We start from the raw sequence: 19,661 nt of genomic DNA, 5'->3' as shown, positions 1-19,661 counted from the left end.
CGTCACCCAATCAGCACATGATAAGCAGCCTCATCTAATAATTCATCAAGCTGTGTTTTATCCTGTATTCTCATTTTCCATAGCCAACCTTCTCTCTCGGCTTTCTCGTTTACCAATGCAGGATCATCCACCAAAGCTCCATTACTTTCAATCACTTCTCCATCAATAGGTGCATAAACATCTGACGCTGCTTTAACTGATTCAACAACAGCAGCTGCATCTCCTTTAGAAAAACGTGCTCCGCTCTGCGGTAAATCAACAAACACTAAATCACCTAACTGCTCTTGAGCATAATTGGTAATTCCAACTGTAGCGATCTGCCCCTCAACGCTTACCCATTCGTGATCTTGCGTAAAATAAATTTCAGACATAGAAAATTATCCCTTAAAATAACGTTGTTCAACAAAAGGAAGCGAATGAACAGACAACATGATTTTTTTGCCACGCACTTCAGTAAAAATTTCTGTTCCTTCGATTTTCCAATCAATAGGAACATAACCCATTGCTACAGGACCATTAAAAGAAGGGCCAAAACCACCAGATGTTACTACTCCAATCTTTTTCCCCTTATCATCCAGAAGAATCGCGCCTGCACGTACAGGCTGACGGCCCTGTGGTTTTAAACCAACACGACAGCAAGAAGGGCCTTTCTGATATGCTCTAAGAAAAGCCTCTGCCCCATAAAATTGAGCTTTTTCCCGAACACTCTTGGACACAGCCCATGTTAGCCCAGCTTCAATAGGAGTGATATCAGGTGTAATGTCATTGCCATGTAAACACAACCCTGCCTCCAATCGAAGACTATCACGCGCAGCAAGACCGATCCATTCAACACGACAGTCATTGAGTAATTTTTCAACTAATGAAAGAGCTTGACTTTTTGGAAGTGCAATTTCAAAACCGTCTTCTCCTGTATAGCCAGAACGTGTCACAAACCAATTTTGTTTCGGCTCAAACCCTTGCATAAATAAAAGTTCATTACCAGGCAAATCTGCATCAACCATAACAGCTGCAGCCTGCGGACCTTGAAGAGCAAGCAATACTCTCTCAAGCGCAATTATTTGACATTCAAAACCAACAGCACGTTTTTTAAGTTCAGCAAAATCAGTCTGTGCGTTCCCTGCATTGACAACCAGCATAAAACGGCACTCATCTAAACGAGTAAGAATAAGGTCATCAAGAATACCAGCTTGCTCATTCAGCAAATAATTATAGCGTGATTGACCTTTTTGTAAAAGTGATGCATCAACAGGAAGTGCATAAGATAAAAATTCAGCCGCTTTTTGCCCTTCGACAGCTATTAACTGCATATGAGAGATATCAAAAAGACCGGCATGAGCACGTGTATGCAAATGCTCTTTCAAAACTCCTAGAGGATAAATTAAAGGCATCATCCAACCAGAAAAACTACCAAATTTCGCTTGTGCTTTTTCATGCAAGTCATGTAAAGGAAGCTTTTTTAAAGGCAATGTCTCAAATGTATGTAAATCTGTGCTCATAATTTCTCCAAAGCCGCACACACCACTATATATTGTGGTTGCCTTTCTCACCCTTTGTCTCAAACCTAAGAGATTGGCGGTTATTTTTCTCTTTGGCGGCAGATGTGAAAGTTCGCATTTTGCACTCTCCCGCAAAGAATGAAAGAAGCAATAACATTCTTTCCAACATATTTTTGCTATAACTTATCTTCTCTACACTGTCATTAAAAAACTGATTATAGTTCTCTAAATTTTTAAGTTTTTTTATAATAATCTTGTTTTTGCAAACAATCATCATAAATTTTTATTTAAAGGGAATTTATATTTTTTAAATATCTTACTAAAGATAACCCAAGATATTGTCGTTTCTCTTCCTTTTCTCTATTAAGGAAAAATTATAGTTTTCCTCATTACGAACAATATAATAACTTATATTATGTGATTTGGTCTCGCTCACAATAATATAATTTTCCTTATAAATGAAAAACTATAATAATTTTACGCATTCAACTGCATCGTATAAAGGTTACAGAACACTCATGAAAGCTGGTAATATCCACTATAATTGTGAAAATGACTTACCAAAACAAATTGCCCTTTTTCCCTTAGAAGGTGCACTATTGCTTCCTGGAGGTTTTTTATCGCTTAACATTTTTGAACCAAGTGCCCTTGAAATGATTGAAGATGCTATGACATCTAATCGTCTATTAGGGATCATTCAGCCATTATCGTCAGGTACAAATTATCCTTCCTCAGAACTTTATGAAATGGGCTGTGTTGGTCGCATCACAAATTATAATGAAACAGGAAATGGACGGCTTCTTATCGTATTACAAGGTGTTTGTCGTTTTACTTTGAAAAAAGAATTAGTGAGCAAAAAGCCTTATCGAATTGCCATTATTCAATTTAATATAAAAGATTTACAAGAACATGAAAATTCAGAGAATGTTAATCGGGAAAATTTACTTAATACTATTGAACATTATCTTATACTCCATGAAATTGAACACAATTGGAATAATATTGTACAAACGCCTACACCTGTACTCGTTAATGCCCTCTCAACTCTTATTCCTTTTGCCCCAGAAGAAAAACAAGCTTTACTGGAAGCACCAGATATTGCAAGTCGCGCCCAAACTCTTCTTGCTTTAACTGAACGTTCACTTATGAAACAAACAGGAGCATATTATCGCTTACATTAACGGATTTTAAAAAATGAAAAAAATGATCACCGACCCTAAGATGCTTGAATTACTGGTCTGCCCAATCACAAAAGAGCCTCTCTCTTTAAATAAAAAAACACAAGAATTAATTTCATTAAAAGCAAAACTAGCCTACCCTATTCGTAGTGGTGTTCCCATTATGCTCGTTTCAGAAGCCCGTCCTTTAGAACATAATGAAAAAAAATAATTTTTATTTTCCTTTGCATAAAACCAATCATAAATTTTATATCAAAACATATTTTCCCTCAATTAGCTCTTTTCAATCCATCTTCTAAAGAGAATTTTTAAAAATTACTCCACTTATTGATAACATGAAATTTTTAATTTTCTCCAACAAGAAATTCATTCTCTAGTTCCATAAAAGTTCAATATTGATTTAAACAGTTGTAATGATGTAACCAATAGTTATTATTGTAAAATTTATCTCAAAAAATGATCTGTACTTTCATCAGAATCTCATACTATTTCTTTGAATATTCATTGACAAATACATAAAAATATCTGGCTTATCATCTGCTTAATTAAAACAGGTTTATTCCTTAAAAATCTGACCATTATAAAACCTAAAATCCTAAAAGAACAACAATTGACAGCAGATTAGGAGCTCCCTAAATCAAAGCCTTGTCAAAAATAATACTTATATGATTTTACATAAAATATTTAAACTTTTTCAGTTCTAAAAGAACCAAGGGACCAGTATATTGTCAAGTAAGGAGATCTATAGTACCCTCATCACAATAATTGTAATAATTGTGTACATACACAATTAGAACTAAGAAAATAATGAAAAAATATTCAAGTTTCTTTACTAATTTACCCTCTTTTTAGGTTTAGCCTAAGAAAAAACTGGTATCATATCTGTTTTTCTAAAATAGAGAAAGAATTGAAAAAATGAATTTTAAAGTCGCAGTTGTTGGTGCTACAGGAAATGTTGGTCGTGAAATGCTAACAATCTTAGAAGAACGTTGCTTCCCAGCTCGCGAAGTAGTTCCTTTAGCTTCACGACGTTCACTAGGACAGAGTGTTTCTTATGGCAACAAAACTTTAAAAATCAAAGCACTTGATACATATAACTTTTCTGATACTGATTTGTGTCTCATGTCTGCTGGAGGAAATATTTCCAAAGAATACACTCCTAAGATTAGTGCCGCCGGTTGTGTGGTCATCGATAACTCCTCCACATGGCGCTATGACATAAATGTTCCCTTGATTGTGCCAGAAGTGAACGCAGAAAGCATTAGAGCATTTTCTAAACGCAACATTATTGCCAACCCTAATTGTTCAACAATTCAACTTGTTGTCGCTTTAAAACCTCTCCACGATGCAGCAATTATCAAGCGTGTTGTTGTGTCTACTTATCAATCGGTTTCCGGAGCTGGTAAGGAAGGAATGGATGAATTATTTGAACAATCACGAGCTGTTTTCGTTGCTGATCCAATTTTATTAAAAAAATTTACTAAACGCATTGCCTTTAATATCATTCCTCATATTGATGTTTTTATGGAAGATGGTTACACTAAAGAAGAATGGAAAATAATGGCCGAAACAAAAAAAATTCTTGATCCCAAGATTAAATTAACGGCTACTGCTGTTCGAGTTCCCGTCTTTATCGGTCATGCTGAATCTGTTAATGTCGAATTTGAAAAACCATTAAGTGTTAATGAAGCGCGCACGCTCCTACGCAATACACCTGGTTGTCAAATTATAGATAAACAAGAAGATGGCGGCTACATCTCCCCCTATGAATGTACAGGAGAGGATGATATTTTTATTAGTCGTATTCGCGAAGATACCACAGTTAAAAATGGCTTAGCTTTTTGGGTTGTTGCTGATAATTTAAGAAAAGGAGCAGCATTGAATGCAGTTCAAATTGCCGAACTTCTCATCTCTCGTAATTTAATCACACCCAAATCAGCTATTTAAACGCAAGTGGCAGTATAAAAATTCTCTTTATGCTGCCATTGTTTCTTGTTTTTTCTTCAAAAAATAAAAGAAAGTCTTCTCTATCTTTACAGAGTAGGATATGTTATAATGCGATAGCGTGTTTCATTGCGTTCAGCATTTTCAAAATTGACATTATCTGGAAATAAAGGGTTATAAGCTGTCACTCGTTTTATAGATATTTCATGTGTATTTTCAGATGGTTTTAAAATTATCCGCTCATCAGTTTTTTTTACACCTGTAGGCACAATATCCTTAATGTCTTTAGGCTTCTTAACCATCACACTTGTTTCATCCTTTTCTTGTATCTTCTTTTCGATTACTCTAGGAATAAAAACATCTTTTGAATTGGAGACAATCTTCTTTTCTTGTATTATTTGTTTTTGAATCACAGACTTCGGTTTACCTTTCATCTGCATAAAAGAAATTACGGGAATATTGTCGATATTAAAATAATTTGCAGATGCCCAACCAACTTTTTCATTATGCTGAAGTAAGCACCATACTTTATTAGCAAGACAGCCATTAATTTGTACCTTCGCTCCAGTAGGAACTATCGCTAAAGTTTTATAATTTGTAACTGGCCCTGCGTGTAAAATTACTGTACCCTTTTCTATTTTAGCGACTGTCCCAGCAGCTGCATCAGAGTTAGCCATTATAAGCCCTGATCCCACCAAAGATGTCAACATCATTGTCGTTGATAAAAAACTCTTTTTAAACATTCTCTCTTTTTCCTATTCATAGTATTAGAGGCTCAAATTTTTTGCAAAAATTTGTCTCGTTTCAATAAAATGGTGGTAAATTTTCTAACTTCTCAAAAATCTGCTACACCTTGAGAAAACTGAAAAAGCTCTCTTACGTATCTCTCACCACCCTATAGACACAAGCTTTTCTCTTGCAAACAGAGCTGACTTTATTGATCATTGCGTGCAAGAACATAATTTGATCACCTGATCATCAGTTCTTAAAGAAGTGTTTAAAATACTATTGGTTCCATAAAAAAGATTACAACATTGAATATATTGATCTAAGTTGCAGTTAAATTCTTCCATCAATAGGATGTGTTTGCTCAAAAATAAAAACTTTGCAACAAAAGACAAAAATAATATTATTTTTTAAATAAAAATGATTGAATATTCTATTAAGCTTTTATATTTTCTAATTTTTTCAAAATAATCTGAGTATACAAAATTTTCTCGAAAAACCGTTTATGAAAAAGCAAAAGAAAGATAAACACATATGACATTGAATAAACTATTCCAGTGCACAATCATCGGATTATTCCTTTCTTTCTCTACCTTTATTTTTCATGCCTCTAGCTCTATAGAAAAAGACAAATCAAAAATTAAACTTGGTGTTATGGAAGGAAAAGAAGCAGTTATTTGGAAAGTGGCCGTTGAACAAGCTAAAAAGGATAATTTAGATATTGAACTCGTTTATTTTTCTGATTACGCTCTTCCTAATGATGCTGTTAATACCGGAGACATTGATGCGAATGCCTTCCAACATACGCCTTATTTGAATAATCAAATTGAACAGCGTAATTATAAACTTTCAATTGCTGGATATACGTTTATTACTCCAATTGGTATCTATTCACATAAAATCAAAAATATAAAAGAGCTTCCCGATAGAGCGACTGTTGGTATTCCTAACGATCCATCAAACGGGGGAAGAGCTTTGCTTCTTCTTGATTCCTTAGGTCTCATTAAATTAAAAAATCCTAAAAATATTCTTGCATCTCCACTTGATATTATTGAAAACCCTAAAAAATTGAAAATTCTTGAATTGGATGCTGGTATTTTAGGACGAGCAATCAATGATTTTGATATTGTAATTGTCAATACGAACTGGGCTTTGACCACTGGATTAGACTTAAACAAAAATGCTATCGCATGGGAAAAAGAAGACAATAATACTTATAACAATATCATTGTAGTACGCACTATCGATAAAGATGAGTTGTGGGTCAAAAAATTGGTTGATGCCTACAATAGCGAACCTGTTCGTGCAAAAATTAAAGAAATTTTTGGTACAACTGCTCAAATATCTTGGTAATCGCAAATGGAAAGTACCACTCTTATTTCCCTAAAAAATATTAGCCGCCGTTTCAAAAAAACAGCAGGTATCCCAGCTATTGATAATTTATCTCTCGATATTCACGCGGGTGAAATTCTTGGTATTATTGGACGCAGTGGCGCAGGAAAATCAACACTTATTCGCTGCTTAAATGGCCTAGAAAAAATTGATGAAGGGCATATTCTTTTTGATGGCATTAATGTTTCCAATCTATCAGATATAGAATGGGCCACTTATCGTAAACGTATTGGAATGATTTTTCAACATTTCAATCTTTTATCGTCGCAAAACATCATTGACAACATCGCTCTACCACTCCAATTAGCAGGCATAAACAAAAAAAAACGTCGTCAACGAGCTGCTGAACTTATTGAATTAGTAGGATTATGTGGAAAAGAATATTGTTATCCTGTAGAGCTTTCGGGAGGACAAAAACAGCGTGTTGGCATTGCTCGTTCTTTAGCAGCAAATCCAAAAATTTTGTTATCAGATGAAGCAACCTCTGCTCTTGATCCTGAAACAACACAATCTATTCTGGAGCTTCTTGCAGATATTAATAAACGTTTCAATCTTACTATTGTGCTCATTACTCATGAAATGGAAGTTGTGCGTACTATTGCGCAACGTGTTGTTGTCCTTAACCAAGGACGAATTGTAGAAAAAGGATATGTAAAAAACATTTTCACATCACCACAAGAAGATACAACCATTGCTATGCTCAAACTTGTAACGCCACAGCTTCCTATGGAATTTGCACAAAATCTGAAACCAACAGGTCAAGAAGCAGTTATCGAAATTAACATTGCTGGTGAAATTGCTCAGCAACCTTTTCTTAATATTCTTGAAGATGAAACAGGTTTAAGAGCGCGTATTCTCCATGGTGGCATTGATACAGTCCAAGGAGAAACTATCGGGCGTCTTTTTTTAGGACTTCCTGGACACAATAAAGTCACTCTAAAAAAAGCCGTCCAATGGTTGACTGAAAAAGGTCAATATTGTGAGGTTTTGGGCTATGTTTAACATTCTTTATCATGAGCTTCCCGTCGCTATTTTTGATACATTATTTATGACAATAAGTGCCTCTTTTATGGCTTTTATTTTAGGATTACCACTTGGCTTGTTACTTCATACAACTGCACGCGAAGGACTTTTTCCGTCATCTATCATTCATTGCTTTTTGACTATTATTGTCGATAGTGTTCGTGCTATTCCCTTTATTATTCTTGCTTTTTATCTTCTACCCATTACCCGTGTGGTGATAGGAAGCGGTGTAGGAATTTCCTCAGTGATTTTTGTGCTCACTATTTCAGCTATTCCTTTTTATGCGCGCATAGCAGAATTATCTTTTAAAACAGTCGAACATAACTTAGTTGAAGCAGTTCGTTCCATGGGTGCCAACCGCTTTCAGATCATCAGACATGTCCTTCTCCCTGAAGCACTCCCCAGCCTCATTACTGGTTTTACAGTTATGGTCATTTCTCTAATCAGTGCAACTTCTCTTGCTGGATATCTTGGTGGTGGTGGTTTAGGTGATATGGCAATTCGCTACGGCTATCAACGCTACAATACCGCTATCATGACGATAGTGATTATTTTTTTAATTATTCTCAATATAATTGTCCAATGGACTGGTGATCGAATTGGACATAAATTGAACAAAAAAAAATATTAAAAAGTCTCACAAACTGAATTTTTTTCCTCAATCATAGCAATAATAAGCCAGTTGGCAGTAAGAGCTGGATTTTTCAACTTTTCAATCTCCATCGTTACTTCATAATGAAAAACAACACGACCAGAGGGACGAACTTTAGCATCACTTAAAATAAAACGGGCACGCACTCGTGTTCCTGTTTTAACAGGACTTATAAAACGAACTTTATCAAAACCATAATTAATCCCCATCGTCGCGCCTTCCAATTCTGGTAATGCCTCATAAGCCAAAGTGGACAAAAGCGATAATGTTAAAAAACCATGAGCAATAGTACCACCAAAAGGTGTCTTTCTGGCTTTTCCTTCATCTACATGAATCCATTGATGATCATCTGTTGCATATGCAAATTGATTAATCATATCTTGTGTAACAAGACGCCACCGCGATAAACCAATTTCTTTCCCAACGAAATTGGCTATATCTTGCACTGCTATTTTTCGTTGCATAACACTATCCCTGTTTTCTTGAACACAAGACTCAATTTCTCCTCTCTTGCTTTTATAAAAGCCATTGTTTAGAGCATCAATAACATAAAGCTTAAATGTCTTATAGGTAAACGCACTTAATAAATAATAAAATGTTTTCTTAAAGAAAAATTTAAATAGGAAACAATAATGACCAGTAATATAAACTTAACAGGTTTAGCACGTGATTTGAAACAGTATGCAGAAACCCATAAACCCATTCGTATTGGATTGATTGGCTGTGGCGAAATGGGAACAGATTTATTATCTAGTATTACACATATAGATGGCATGACAATCGCAGCTGTTGCCACCCGCACACCGTCACGTATTTTTGATGCCGCTGCATTAGCCTATGGAGAAGAAGGACATGTATGTGAAGTTGAAAACACTACTGCCTTAACCGAAGCTATTGAAAAAGGCTTGATTGCTGCCACAAATGATTTAGACCTTGTTTTACGCCATGAACAAATTGACATTATTGTTGATGCAACAGGTCATCCTGAAGCAGGTGCAGAAATTGGTTTCAAAACACTTAGAAACAATAAACATCTTGTCATGATGAATGTGGAAGCTGATGTTACGATTGGTGCTTATCTCAAACATGAAGCAGATAAACAAGGTCTCATTTATACACTTGGAGCTGGTGATGAGCCTACATCTTGTATGGAACTCATTGAATTTGTTTCAGCACTCGGGCATAAGATCGTTGCAGTAGGTAAAGGAAAAAATAATCCACTTATTTTTGATGCTACGCCTGATTCTTACAAAGAAGAAGCCAGACAACGTAATATGAACGTTCGAATGCTGGTTGAATTTATTGATGGATCCAAAACAATGGTTGAAATGGCAGCGATTGCTAATGCAACAGGACTTCTTCCTGATTGCCCAGGAATGCATGGTCCCAAAGCTGCACTCAAAGACTTAAATAAAGTGCTTATTCCAAAACAAGACGGTGGCATTTTAAACAGATGTGGTGTCGTAGATTATTCAATAGGTGAAGGAGTCGCTCCTGGTGTTTTTGTCATTGCGGAAATAACACATCCGCGTTTACGTGAACGTATGGAAGATTTAAAAATTGGTAAAGGACCTTACTTTACCTTTCATCGCCCCTATCACTTAACTGCAATGGAAATTCCACTTACCTGCGCACGCATTATGTTGTATGGAAAAACAGATATGGCACCGCTTAAACAACCAGTAGCGGAAGTTTGTGCTATTGCTAAAAAAGATTTATACCCTGGTGAACAACTAGATTTTATTGGTCTTTATAGCTATCGTGCTTGGACAATGAGCGCTGAAGAAGCACGTATTCACCAAGCTATTCCTTGTGGACTTCTAGAAAAAGCAATAGTTAAGACTGAAATTAAAAAAAATGAGCTCATCACAAAACACAATACAACCATTCGCGAAGATCAGTGGATTGCACGCCTGCGCAATAAACAAGATCTCTTACTACGTTAAACATCTCCAGGTATATAAATCATACTTTAATCTTTCATCACTAAAGAGCACTAACTGAATAAAACAACTCAAGAGTCTATCTCTAAGTAGTATAGAGAAACACATCAGCTTCTCAAGCTTAGAAATAAAATTGCTCGTTCTTTTTTAAATCAAAGTATCTGATAATCAAAAATTTTGTCAATTTCTCATTATTTTAAATAACGGAAATATTAAAAACCCTTATTAATAAAAGGTCTAAAATTATAGATATTCCCTATAATCTCATTCAATCATTTTCCTCAAACTACCCACAAAAGTTTGCACAACACTAAAAATACAAAATAAATTTAATCCTTGATTGGCACTGAATTATACACTAAACACTATATGTCTTAAATCATTTTGACAACATAGTGTGTTCTTACTGTATATTTATTGCATATAAAGAAATTTAATATAAGGGTTTTAATTATAAATAAATTTTGAGAATGTTTTTTTAAGAAAAGGATAAAATAATGATTGTTAAACGTATAATACGGGCAGTTTCTATTTTAACTGTAATAATGAGCTTTATAGCCACTGCGTGGGCAAATCTAACTGTTGAGCATGCTTCAGGCAAAACTTCTGTTCCTAACAACCCAAAAAAGGTTGTGTTTTTTGATCTTGCATCACTCGATAATGTAAATCGTTTAGGCATTAATGCTGTTGTTGGTGTTCCTGAAGGAAAAAAACCCGTATATTTACAACATTTTGATGATGAAAAATATGAAAAAATAGGTACTTTCTTTGAACCTAATTATGAGAAAATTGCTGCTTTTCAGCCTGATCTTATTATTATCTCTTCAAGAACAAAATCTAAATATCAAGATTTATCTAAAATCGCTCCAACAATTGATCTAACAGTAGGGTATGAAAATGCTCTCCAAAATATTGAACGGAATATCAACATTCTCGGAAAAATTTTTGGTAAAGAGAAAGAAGCTGAACGAGAAATTGTAACGCTCAGAGAAAATTTAGCAATGGTTCGTAAAAGCACTGAAGGGAAAGGTAAAGGACTTGTTCTGATGACATCAGGGGGAAAAATAAATGCTTTGGGTCCAAAGTCACGCATAGATATCATTCATACTAACTTTGGGATTGTTGCTGCAACTGATAAAATAGTTGTGCACAAACATGGACAACCTATTTCTCCTGAGTTTATTCTTGAAACCAATCCTGATTGGTTACTAGTTATTGATCGTGATGCTGCAATTGGACGAGAAGGAAAATCTGCAGCAGAATTATTAGACAATGAGCTTGTTCGCCGCACAACTGCTGGAAGAAAAAATCAGATTATCTACTTAGATTCTTGGAGCTGGTATCGTGCAAGCGGCGGTTTAACTGGACTTAACGAAGCAACAAAACAAATCAGTGAAGCTTTTACAAAAAGTAAATAAGGGGAGCTATGTATAAAATAACTTGCTCGTCATAAAAATAAGACTTAATAACAGAGGTTGTTATATAAATAATCCCTGTTATTTTTTTGAAGAAGAATTTGACGTGAAAAATTATTGGATAGCCATAGCGATTATTGCTGTACTTTCTGTTTTTAGCATTTTTGTTGGTTATTCTGATATGACACTTGCTGATTTATTATCAGGTGATTCAAAAGCGTGGCTTCTTTTTTGGCAAACGCGTCTTCCCCGAACAATTGCAGTACTTTTGACCGGTATGTCACTTGCCCTCTCAGGGACGATTATGCAACTATTAACACGTAATCGCTTTGTCGAGCCTTCAACTGCTGGAACCGTTGAATCCGCATCACTTGGCATTCTTTTTGTTATGATTTTTATTCCTGATATACCTGTACTTGCAAAAATGGTTGTTTCTACAACTTTTGCCATGATTGGCACATTGATTTTTATTTTTTTATTATACAGAATTCCTTTAAAATCTGTTCTCATTGTACCGCTTATAGGAATTATGCTGGGATATGTTATTAATTCTCTAACAAATGCTATTGCTGACCATGAAATGCTTCTTCCTTCTCTTCAAGCTCATTTGTTTGGCAGTTTTTCAATGATTATTGACGGGAAATATGAACTTTTATGGCTGTCTTTTCCATTATGTATTCTTGCCTATTTTTCTGCTCACCACTTTACTGTAGCTGGCCTTGGTGAAGATTTAACCAATAATCTTGGCCTTAATTACCGTACTGTCATGTTTTTTGGACTCTTTATCGTCGCATCAATTACTGCCTTGATAACTTGTACTGTTGGTCGTATTCCTTTTGTCGGATTGATTATTCCAAATCTCATCTCAAATTTCATGGGTGACAATATGCGCCATAGCGCTCCTTGGGTGATGATTAGCGGTGCTGGACTGGTATTGATTTGTGACCTTTTAGGACGAGTTTCTCATCATGCTTTTGAAATCCCTATCAGTACTGTGATGGGTGTTATTGGTAGTTTTGTTTTTATTATACTGCTTTTGCATTGGAGACAGCGTCTTGGATAAGAGAAAAAAAGCAACTATACTAATATTGACAGTGCTTACCGTAATGGCGTGTGTCATAATTAGTCTTTATATGCTATGGAACATAACTACTTTTACTTGGAAATTCCGTTTCGCAAAACTTGTTTCTCTTCTTCTCATTGCTTATACAATTTCTGTCTCTACTGTTTTATTTCAAACAGTCGTTAATAATCGACTTTTAACGCCTTCAATCATGGGATTTGATCAACTTTATATTTTAATTAAAACCATTATTCTTTACTCTCTCGACTCTCTTTCTTTACCCTTCCTCAATGAAGAAGGTCAATTAATTCTTGAAACTTTTATTCTTATTATTTTTTCAATAAGTCTCTTTCGCTGGTTATTCTCAGGAAGCCTTCAAGGTCTTCATCTCACCTTATTGATTGGTGTCATCTTTGGTGGATTTTTTTTCAGCTTACGCATGTTTATGCAATTACAACTAAATCCAGATCAAATGATGAACTTAACAGACATTATGTTCGCAAATTTTAATAAATTCAATACGTCATTAATTGGCTTTGCTACAATCATTGTTCTTATCGTAAGCTTAATTGGACGGCGTTTAAGTCACCTACTAGATGTTCTTTCTCTTGGACGCGAAGCTGCTCTTAATCTTGGTATCGATTATCATAAAAGTGCTACATCTATTCTTATTTTCGTCTCTATTTTCGTATCGATTTCTACAGCACTTGTCGGACCAGTCACTTTTTTTGGACTGTTAGTTGCTAACCTTTCTTATGAGCTCTCACCTCAAGCAAAACACCATGTTGTTATACCTATTGCAATATTATTAGCCATAATTTCTTTAGTAAGCGGACAATTTATTTTAGAACAAATCTTAAATATGGGAGGACGACTAAGTTTTATTATCGAATTTTTTGGTGGTATCGTTTTCTTAACCCTATTGATGAAGGGAAAATTAAAATGATTGAAATTGATCATCTTTCCAAAACCTATGGAGCTAGGACGATTATTGATAATTTATCCCTTCATCTACCAGAAGGAGGCATTATTTCTCTTATTGGTCCCAATGGTTCTGGAAAATCAACTCTTTTAATGATGATAAGACGCCTTTTGCCGATTACTAAAGGCACAATTAACGTCGATGGATTTGATATTCAAACAATGTCGCACAATTTTTTAGCTAAAAAACTATCACTTTTACGTCAAGATAATCCTTTATCCGTTCGCCTAACAGTTCGTGATTTAGTAAGTTTCGGACGCTATCCCTATTCTAAAGGTCGATATAACAATGAAGATAAGCAATTTATCAATAGCGCCATTCAATATCTTAGTTTAAAAGATCTAGAAACACGCTTTTTAGATGAACTATCTGGAGGACAGCGTCAACGTGCTTTTATAGCAATGGTCATTTGTCAGGATACTAACTATTGTCTACTAGATGAACCATTGAATAATCTAGACATGAAACATTCGGTTTCCATGATGCAGCAACTACGTCGTACAGCCAATGAATTAAAAAAAACCATTCTTCTTACTATGCATGATATCAATTTTGCCTCATATTATTCAGATTTGATTGTCGCAATTAAAAAAGGTAAAGTTATTTATTATGGAAGTCCAAAAGAAATTATCCGGCCAGAAATTCTTAAAAAAATTTATGATATGGATATTCAAGTCACAACTATTAATGATGTTCCCATAGCTCTTTATTATCAATAATTATGAAGGACTTTTTTTAAACTTATATTTTCTTCAAAATTTGTTAGAAAAAATAAAATTTGAGTGACTTTCAAAGAAAAGAGATTCTTTTCAAAGTAATTTTGATAAGTCTTTAGAAACAATTTGAATAATCCTATTCTATAAATTATTCACAAAAAAATTGTATAAAATAAAAATTCATGTTTTTTCCTAATTATTTTAATTGATCTGATTATCTTATTTATGTAGCCTCTCCTTGTATATAAATACGGCACACTACAAATACTCACTTTTCTAAAAAACTATCAAAATCAGGCTTTTTAATTAAATATAAAGAATATTTATTAGGTGCTTGATTTTATGAAAAAAACCAATTACCCTTACGTGGCTTATATAAGTAATCAATGTAACGAGGGGATAACGATTATGCAGCCAGGGAGAATTGCTTCATCAATGCATTTTACACTGCTAATACCATCAGTGGTATTTTCTAAAAATGGAGTGCAGTCAGTTCAAAAGTTTGAAAAAATGGCTCCTATTGTTGAACCTATGCCCCATTACCCTCTGTCAGCGAATATCTCTGATATGCTTGCACATATTAATGAACTTATCTACCAGAAAATAATGAAATCCGTCACAGAAAATGACGACTCTTCGTTTTTAAATGCTGCAGAAGAGTATAAAAATCAACCAATGCAACAACATAGAATAGTAGAGAAAGCAGAGCTTCATATGACACAAAAAATCGAGGACGAACTAATTGTAATAGAGAAAGAAAGTGTCGCATAAAATAGACGTGATATTTGCAGAATGATAATTTAGCAAAGATAGTTATTGTTTATTAAAGACAAAAAGATCTTCTTTAAAATTTAACTTATAAGCATAAATTAAAGAGGGTACTTTTTTTAAAAATTTTTGCAATGATTGTGAAAATTCAACTTAATATTTCCGAATAGAAAAAATCCTATCAATTAATAGTTTTACACACAAACAAAATACAAAAAAAGAAATGTTTCTGAAATTTTATCTATTACGGTTAATAGAAATCTTTAAAACCCAGTTTCTATTCGATTGTAAACTAATTGCGTGAAAGCATAAATCTGTCCTCCAACAAATGGAGCTGTAAATGCTAATACCAGAAAAATAATAATAATTTTTGGAATAAATGTCAGAGTCATTTCCTGAATTTGTGTTAACGCTTGAAATAAAGCAATGATAATACCAGCAGACATCGCAGCAAGAACTGCTGGACCACTAGCGGTTAAAATGGTCCATATAGCTGCTGTTACCATATCAATAGCATCAGCTTCATTCATACTCTAGAACCCACCAACATAAGATTTATGACGATCAGTATCAGAATTGTCAGCATTTTCATCAGGTTTATAACCCTCTACATCAGGTTTTTCAACCATAACTTTAACACCTGGACCAATAACAACTTTTTCATCATTGTCTAATGTCGCAACTATACCATCACCATAAATATCAATAGATACCACATATCCTCCAATGACTTTGTCTTTTTCATCTGTAAACTGAATATATTTGCCAACATACCCCTCCGCCCCATTAATTGATCCATTAGAAAGCATCTGAGCAAGCGTTTCATTCATTTTTATAGATTGTTCAACAGATGAAAAACTTGCTAATTGCGCTACAAATTCTGTTGAGTCCATAGGTTTTGTTGGATCTTGATTTTTCATCTGTGCTACCAACAGTTTTATAAACGTATCATAATCTGCGTTCTTCTTTGCTCCAGCCGTTTCTGACTGTCCACCACTATTCTGAGAATAACTTCTAGGAGCACTAACCGCATCCAATACCATATTACACCTCGTTAATGTTATATTCCAACTTGTCTTATACTCATATTTGTTGAATGAGTTGAGGATATTTTACCCATAATTTGTTCTTCTCTCTGAAACAAACTACGGAGAACTTTTAGTACCTCAAAAATTTTATTTTGTTCAGTTAAATAGATACATTCCTTTAAGCCTTTTAAAAGGTCACAGTCAGTAAAAGTTTGAAGTAATTTTTTTAATAAATCAACAAACACGGTTAACGCTTTCTCTGCTTCGCTTGGATTAATCAACATAAGCTGAGCAGAAAAATAAAGCTGTTTAAGAGGAGTGTCAGTATCTTCAACTTGTAAAACATGCCCTTCTAAAAGAAAAGTAGCATCATTCAATAATTCAAAAGTTACTTTACGATCCACCCTTAACACAGCACCATTAAGAAAGATTCTTTCATTTGGTTTGAGTGTTAAATGAATTGTTTTTTTGCTCATTCACATATCTCCGCATTTTCTGCCAAACCATTGCGAATAGATTCAGAGATCTCAACAAGAACATCAAAATCAGTAATCTCTCCCTCATCTAATTTCTGAATTTCTTTTAAAATAAAAAAACCAATAGAAATAAGAGAGGCTTTCAATGCCTGCGGTAAAGCATTTGCGGCCTGCCCAAGATCTTCAATAAGAATAACCCAAAGCTTTCGAGCAAACTGAACTGCCTCCTTGGCTTCACACGTGCCAGGACCTTTTGCTTTTGCATCTAAAAGAAGCTTAATACACCGATCAAACAAAAACCGTTCGCGCTCACGTGCGCTCATTGCATCATCTTCCATGACATCTTCATATCGCATTTGATACATTAAACAGCTAAACCTCTTTATTTTAAGTAATTAATAAGACTTAATCGTCTCATCATATTTGTCAAAGTATAAGAAGCTTCTAACATAGCCTCCAAAGCTTTGACTTTTTGAGCAACCTCTGCTGCATCAACACCAATCATATTAATCTGTGCTTCTTTGAGAAGACCTACTTGAGTCTCAATTTGTTGCGTAGCTGCTTTCACCCTTGCTTCTGTATTTCCTACTCTAGAAGCTGTTGCAATAATTTCATCCACCGCACTGCTTGTAGATGTATTATCGGCAGACGCCTGTGCTCTTGAAAAGAGGCTTTCTTGTGCTTCTTTTGATAAACCAATATCACCAAATTCTGCTACCAAAATCAGATTTTTCATAGCATCGCGGAAACCTTTATCATTAGCACTTACCGCAGCATCTACTTCATCACCATTGGGTGCAATATGTTTCTCAATAGAGCCATCTTGAGCATTTGAAAAAAAATCCTTAAAATTCTCTTCATTAAATAAATCGCTAAAAGACCCATCAATAAATTCTTCCATCTCTTCACTAGTGAGATCTTCTGGTTTTTTGCCATTTAGAAAATTCTCAAACGTCTCTTTCACAATTTTACTGGGATCCGTTTCACCACCTACTTTATAAAACTTTAACGGTGGTTCGCTCGTATTTGTCCCACCAAATATGTATTCGCCATTAAAATTGGTATTTAAAGCCGAAATAAATGCACCCAAAGCATTTTGTGCAACAGCTTGTGCTGCAGATGGTGTTGCATTTCCTGCATCGCCTACAAGCATATTATTAAAAATAATCAATGATCCTAGCGTAGCTTCTTTATCACCTGATGCAATTAAACTTTGAATCGCAACCTGCACAGAAGATAATCTTAATGTAAGAAGTTTATTACTTGTACTATAACCTTCGAGATAACTCATTTGGTTCTCAACATCCACTAAGCGTCCTGTTTTACGCCCCAATGCAAGACCTGAATCATACACCTGCCCAGTAGCCATTTCATGGCTGGCTTTCATTAAATCATACTGTCCTTCAGAAATTATATTACGCCGTGCATTGTTTAAAACATACGTCGAAATTGAAGAAACTCTCACTTTACACCTACCTAACTGCTGCTAGAAGATCATCTAACATTTTACCAACCGTACTGATAATACGAGAGGTTGCTCCATATGTCTGCTCTAATTGTAGCATCAAAGCTAACTCATCATCTGCATTAACACCTGTTGCATTGGATAACACCTCAGCAGCATGCAAAAACATTGTACCCTGATATCTAGCTTCTTTACTTGCATTTGATCGTAAACCTTCAAGCCAACCTAATGAATTTTTACTAAAATCCATAATTGATTGATCTGGATCCAAGCCTGTACCCATTCCAAATTGCTGTTTTTCATTAAAAGCATCTACTAATGCTTGAAGATTGTCACCAAAATGTTCCGGACCACCACCTTCTGTTTTGCTATCAAATATAGGATTAAGCCGTATCCGTCCTGCTAAACCCTCAAGGGGGTCAACCTGACCATTTGGTTGATCACCATCTAAAAATAAAGAAGGAGGACCCAAAAACATCTGCATTAAAGCATTTGCCATTTCGTCTAACTGCTTTTGATATTGTGGCACAATATCATCACGTAGCTTCAATAAGCCGCCGAGATTACCTCCTCCATTAGGATCCAAAAAAGATGAATGACCTAAGGGGACACCATCAATAAAAACTTGTTTTCCAGAAATACCAGGTAGCAAAAAATCACTGAATTGAAACGATACTGTCCGTGGCATTTTATCATATAGAGTACTACCATCCATACCATAAATGGATATTGTTCCATCAGAATGGTTAACTGTATTGATACCAATTTCTTGAGATAACTCTTTTAAAACAGCATCTCTTTGATCCATATAAATACTATCATCTCGATTTACATTTCTTTCCCGCACTACCAGCTGATTAAATTCGTGAAATTTTTGCAATAAATCATTGATATAATCAACAGAATCTTGAATATCACTATTCACATCATTGTATAATTTTTCAATTTCACGACTTCCTGCGTTCAACCCTTTGGCCAAATCACGAGCACGATCAACTGCCGCATCTCCATTAGAACGCTGTTGTGGATTATTCGCGTAAAATTGAAGTGCCTTTTGAAATTCACCAAGCAATTTAGAAGGTGAATTTGAAAATTCATCCGCTCCATAAATACCAGATAAACGATTAAGCCCATTGGAAAGACTGCCAGCAGCGGCAGCCTCGCTTGCTTTGATCAAATAATTGTTCAACAAATGGATATCACCATCACGACGCACAATAACATGAACAGCTCCCCCTGGCCCTGATTCTAAATATGAAGTGCGTCTCGTATAATTCGGATCTCCTGCTCTCACGACATTACGCGAAACGGTATCAAGTCGACCTGTAGTCGCTTTTAGTGAGTTCCGGGCTGAGTTAAGTGCTAAGTTAAGCGACATAATCTTATCCCTT

22 protein-coding genes are annotated in these 19,661 nt (G+C 35.0%); 12 read left to right on the top strand and 10 right to left on the bottom strand.

All coding sequences use genetic code 11. From position 1 onward, the window contains the following. Nucleotides 1–2 precede the first annotated feature (2 nt). Complete coding sequence (gene gcvH, locus BJB63x_RS01740) at nt 3–371, bottom strand: glycine cleavage system protein GcvH (protein WP_078718745.1); 369 nt, start codon at nt 369–371, stop codon at nt 3–5. Nucleotides 372–377: 6 nt separating this feature from the next. Continuing rightward, nucleotides 378–1,499: a glycine cleavage system aminomethyltransferase GcvT gene (gene gcvT / locus BJB63x_RS01735; RefSeq protein ID WP_078718744.1), complete on the bottom strand. Its 1,122-nt coding sequence runs from the start codon at nt 1,497–1,499 to the stop codon at nt 378–380. 518 nt (nt 1,500–2,017) lie between these two features. Here gcvT and BJB63x_RS01725 point away from each other — a divergent pair. The 3 genes from BJB63x_RS01725 (at nt 2,018) to BJB63x_RS01715 (ending at nt 4,624) form a co-directional block, all read left to right on the top strand. Beyond that, nucleotides 2,018–2,680 carry an LON peptidase substrate-binding domain-containing protein gene (locus BJB63x_RS01725; protein WP_078718742.1) on the top strand — a complete coding sequence of 221 codons (663 nt, stop codon included), beginning with the start codon at nt 2,018–2,020 and terminating at the stop codon, nt 2,678–2,680. A 13-nt stretch (nt 2,681–2,693) separates the two neighbouring features. After that, nucleotides 2,694–2,888, top strand: a complete 195-nt coding sequence (locus BJB63x_RS01720) for a Trm112 family protein (RefSeq protein WP_078718741.1) — start codon at nt 2,694–2,696, stop codon at nt 2,886–2,888. Between the two features lie 704 nt (nt 2,889–3,592). Further along, nucleotides 3,593–4,624 (top strand): aspartate-semialdehyde dehydrogenase, encoded by a 1,032-nt coding sequence (locus BJB63x_RS01715; RefSeq protein ID WP_078718740.1) that lies wholly within the window; start codon nt 3,593–3,595, stop codon nt 4,622–4,624. A gap of 86 nt (nt 4,625–4,710) precedes the next feature. Here the strand turns inward: BJB63x_RS01715 and BJB63x_RS01710 are convergent, their stop codons facing one another. Then, on the bottom strand, nt 4,711–5,364 hold the full coding sequence (locus BJB63x_RS01710; protein ID WP_078718739.1) for an SH3 domain-containing protein: 654 nt from the start codon (nt 5,362–5,364) through the stop codon (nt 4,711–4,713). A 517-nt stretch (nt 5,365–5,881) separates the two neighbouring features. Between BJB63x_RS01710 and BJB63x_RS01705 the strand changes: the two genes are divergently transcribed. From BJB63x_RS01705 to BJB63x_RS01695, 3 genes are read left to right on the top strand one after another with little or no spacing between them, the layout of a single operon-like run. Further along, a complete protein-coding gene (locus BJB63x_RS01705; RefSeq protein ID WP_078718738.1) occupies nt 5,882–6,700 on the top strand; it encodes a MetQ/NlpA family ABC transporter substrate-binding protein in 819 nt (272 codons plus the stop codon). Nucleotides 6,701–6,706: 6 nt separating this feature from the next. Further along, a complete protein-coding gene (locus BJB63x_RS01700) occupies nt 6,707–7,741 on the top strand; it encodes a methionine ABC transporter ATP-binding protein (RefSeq protein WP_078718737.1) in 1,035 nt (344 codons plus the stop codon). Then, nucleotides 7,734–8,393, top strand: coding sequence for a methionine ABC transporter permease (locus BJB63x_RS01695; protein WP_078718736.1), 660 nt, complete (start codon nt 7,734–7,736; stop codon nt 8,391–8,393). The genes BJB63x_RS01700 and BJB63x_RS01695 overlap by 8 nt, the downstream gene beginning before the upstream one ends. On the opposite strand, the gene BJB63x_RS01690 is transcribed toward BJB63x_RS01695, so the two are convergent. After that, a complete protein-coding gene (locus tag BJB63x_RS01690; RefSeq protein ID WP_078718735.1) occupies nt 8,390–8,878 on the bottom strand; it encodes a MaoC family dehydratase in 489 nt (162 codons plus the stop codon). The two genes, BJB63x_RS01695 and BJB63x_RS01690, sit on opposite strands and share 4 nt — an antisense overlap. Nucleotides 8,879–9,046: 168 nt before the next feature. Between BJB63x_RS01690 and BJB63x_RS01685 the strand changes: the two genes are divergently transcribed. From BJB63x_RS01685 to BJB63x_RS01660, 6 genes are all read left to right on the top strand, one after another. Continuing rightward, entirely contained in the window at nt 9,047–10,360 is a 1,314-nt protein-coding gene (locus BJB63x_RS01685) for an NAD(P)H-dependent oxidoreductase (protein WP_078718734.1), read from the top strand. Between the two features lie 494 nt (nt 10,361–10,854). Further along, a complete protein-coding gene (locus tag BJB63x_RS01680) occupies nt 10,855–11,775 on the top strand; it encodes a siderophore ABC transporter substrate-binding protein (RefSeq protein WP_194284793.1) in 921 nt (306 codons plus the stop codon). A gap of 103 nt (nt 11,776–11,878) precedes the next feature. Further along, nucleotides 11,879–12,835, top strand: coding sequence for an ABC transporter permease (locus BJB63x_RS01675; protein ID WP_078718733.1), 957 nt, complete (start codon nt 11,879–11,881; stop codon nt 12,833–12,835). Beyond that, the gene (locus tag BJB63x_RS01670) at nt 12,828–13,781 is read left to right on the top strand and encodes an iron chelate uptake ABC transporter family permease subunit (RefSeq protein WP_078718732.1); all 954 of its coding nucleotides are present in this window, start codon (nt 12,828–12,830) and stop codon (nt 13,779–13,781) included. The genes BJB63x_RS01675 and BJB63x_RS01670 overlap by 8 nt, the downstream gene beginning before the upstream one ends. Further along, nucleotides 13,778–14,536 carry an iron ABC transporter ATP-binding protein gene (locus BJB63x_RS01665; RefSeq protein ID WP_078718731.1) on the top strand — a complete coding sequence of 253 codons (759 nt, stop codon included), beginning with the start codon at nt 13,778–13,780 and terminating at the stop codon, nt 14,534–14,536. Before BJB63x_RS01670 ends, BJB63x_RS01665 begins: the two co-directional genes overlap by 4 nt. A gap of 405 nt (nt 14,537–14,941) precedes the next feature. Continuing rightward, nucleotides 14,942–15,304 carry a hypothetical protein gene (locus BJB63x_RS01660; protein WP_078718730.1) on the top strand — a complete coding sequence of 121 codons (363 nt, stop codon included), beginning with the start codon at nt 14,942–14,944 and terminating at the stop codon, nt 15,302–15,304. A gap of 260 nt (nt 15,305–15,564) precedes the next feature. Here BJB63x_RS01660 and fliQ read toward each other — a convergent pair whose 3' ends face one another. The 6 genes from fliQ to flgK are packed head-to-tail and all read right to left on the bottom strand — an operon-like array spanning nt 15,565 to nt 19,648. Then, the gene (gene fliQ / locus BJB63x_RS01655; RefSeq protein WP_078718729.1) at nt 15,565–15,831 is read right to left on the bottom strand and encodes a flagellar biosynthesis protein FliQ; all 267 of its coding nucleotides are present in this window, start codon (nt 15,829–15,831) and stop codon (nt 15,565–15,567) included. A gap of 3 nt (nt 15,832–15,834) precedes the next feature. Further along, entirely contained in the window at nt 15,835–16,344 is a 510-nt protein-coding gene (flgD, locus tag BJB63x_RS01650) for a flagellar hook assembly protein FlgD (RefSeq protein WP_078718728.1), read from the bottom strand. A 17-nt stretch (nt 16,345–16,361) separates the two neighbouring features. Further along, entirely contained in the window at nt 16,362–16,805 is a 444-nt protein-coding gene (gene flbT, locus BJB63x_RS01645; protein ID WP_194284792.1) for a flagellar biosynthesis repressor FlbT, read from the bottom strand. Then, complete coding sequence (gene flaF, locus BJB63x_RS01640; RefSeq protein WP_078718727.1) at nt 16,802–17,170, bottom strand: flagellar biosynthesis regulator FlaF; 369 nt, start codon at nt 17,168–17,170, stop codon at nt 16,802–16,804. The genes flbT and flaF overlap by 4 nt, the downstream gene beginning before the upstream one ends. Nucleotides 17,171–17,187: 17 nt before the next feature. Continuing rightward, nucleotides 17,188–18,270, bottom strand: coding sequence for a flagellar hook-associated family protein (locus BJB63x_RS01635; protein ID WP_078718726.1), 1,083 nt, complete (start codon nt 18,268–18,270; stop codon nt 17,188–17,190). A gap of 7 nt (nt 18,271–18,277) precedes the next feature. Then, nucleotides 18,278–19,648, bottom strand: a complete 1,371-nt coding sequence (gene flgK, locus BJB63x_RS01630) for a flagellar hook-associated protein FlgK (protein WP_078718725.1) — start codon at nt 19,646–19,648, stop codon at nt 18,278–18,280. Nucleotides 19,649–19,661: the final 13 nt, after the last annotated feature.

The organism is Bartonella sp. JB63, from assembly GCF_002022665.1.
Classification (GTDB): domain Bacteria; phylum Pseudomonadota; class Alphaproteobacteria; order Rhizobiales; family Rhizobiaceae; genus Bartonella.
The sequence above is the reverse complement of the archived record's forward strand: the minus strand, read 5'-3'. Positions and strand labels throughout refer to the sequence as shown.

What these genes read in the sequence shown, in the direction of transcription:
- gcvH (WP_078718745.1), bottom strand. Translation starts at nt 371, where the DNA reads ATGTCTGAAATTTATTTTACGCAAGATCACGAATGGGTAAGCGTTGAG.
- gcvT (WP_078718744.1), bottom strand. Translation starts at nt 1,499, where the DNA reads ATGAGCACAGATTTACATACATTTGAGACATTGCCTTTAAAAAAGCTT.
- BJB63x_RS01725 (WP_078718742.1), top strand. Translation starts at nt 2,018, where the DNA reads ATGAAAGCTGGTAATATCCACTATAATTGTGAAAATGACTTACCAAAA.
- BJB63x_RS01720 (WP_078718741.1), top strand. Translation starts at nt 2,694, where the DNA reads ATGAAAAAAATGATCACCGACCCTAAGATGCTTGAATTACTGGTCTGC.
- BJB63x_RS01715 (WP_078718740.1), top strand. Translation starts at nt 3,593, where the DNA reads ATGAATTTTAAAGTCGCAGTTGTTGGTGCTACAGGAAATGTTGGTCGT.
- BJB63x_RS01710 (WP_078718739.1), bottom strand. Translation starts at nt 5,364, where the DNA reads ATGTTTAAAAAGAGTTTTTTATCAACGACAATGATGTTGACATCTTTG.
- BJB63x_RS01705 (WP_078718738.1), top strand. Translation starts at nt 5,882, where the DNA reads ATGACATTGAATAAACTATTCCAGTGCACAATCATCGGATTATTCCTT.
- BJB63x_RS01700 (WP_078718737.1), top strand. Translation starts at nt 6,707, where the DNA reads ATGGAAAGTACCACTCTTATTTCCCTAAAAAATATTAGCCGCCGTTTC.
- BJB63x_RS01695 (WP_078718736.1), top strand. Translation starts at nt 7,734, where the DNA reads ATGTTTAACATTCTTTATCATGAGCTTCCCGTCGCTATTTTTGATACA.
- BJB63x_RS01690 (WP_078718735.1), bottom strand. Translation starts at nt 8,878, where the DNA reads ATGCAACGAAAAATAGCAGTGCAAGATATAGCCAATTTCGTTGGGAAA.
- BJB63x_RS01685 (WP_078718734.1), top strand. Translation starts at nt 9,047, where the DNA reads ATGACCAGTAATATAAACTTAACAGGTTTAGCACGTGATTTGAAACAG.
- BJB63x_RS01680 (WP_194284793.1), top strand. Translation starts at nt 10,855, where the DNA reads ATGATTGTTAAACGTATAATACGGGCAGTTTCTATTTTAACTGTAATA.
- BJB63x_RS01665 (WP_078718731.1), top strand. Translation starts at nt 13,778, where the DNA reads ATGATTGAAATTGATCATCTTTCCAAAACCTATGGAGCTAGGACGATT.
- BJB63x_RS01660 (WP_078718730.1), top strand. Translation starts at nt 14,942, where the DNA reads ATGCAGCCAGGGAGAATTGCTTCATCAATGCATTTTACACTGCTAATA.
- fliQ (WP_078718729.1), bottom strand. Translation starts at nt 15,831, where the DNA reads ATGAATGAAGCTGATGCTATTGATATGGTAACAGCAGCTATATGGACC.
- flgD (WP_078718728.1), bottom strand. Translation starts at nt 16,344, where the DNA reads ATGGTATTGGATGCGGTTAGTGCTCCTAGAAGTTATTCTCAGAATAGT.
- flbT (WP_194284792.1), bottom strand. Translation starts at nt 16,805, where the DNA reads ATGAGCAAAAAAACAATTCATTTAACACTCAAACCAAATGAAAGAATC.
- flaF (WP_078718727.1), bottom strand. Translation starts at nt 17,170, where the DNA reads ATGTATCAAATGCGATATGAAGATGTCATGGAAGATGATGCAATGAGC.
- flgK (WP_078718725.1), bottom strand. Translation starts at nt 19,648, where the DNA reads ATGTCGCTTAACTTAGCACTTAACTCAGCCCGGAACTCACTAAAAGCG.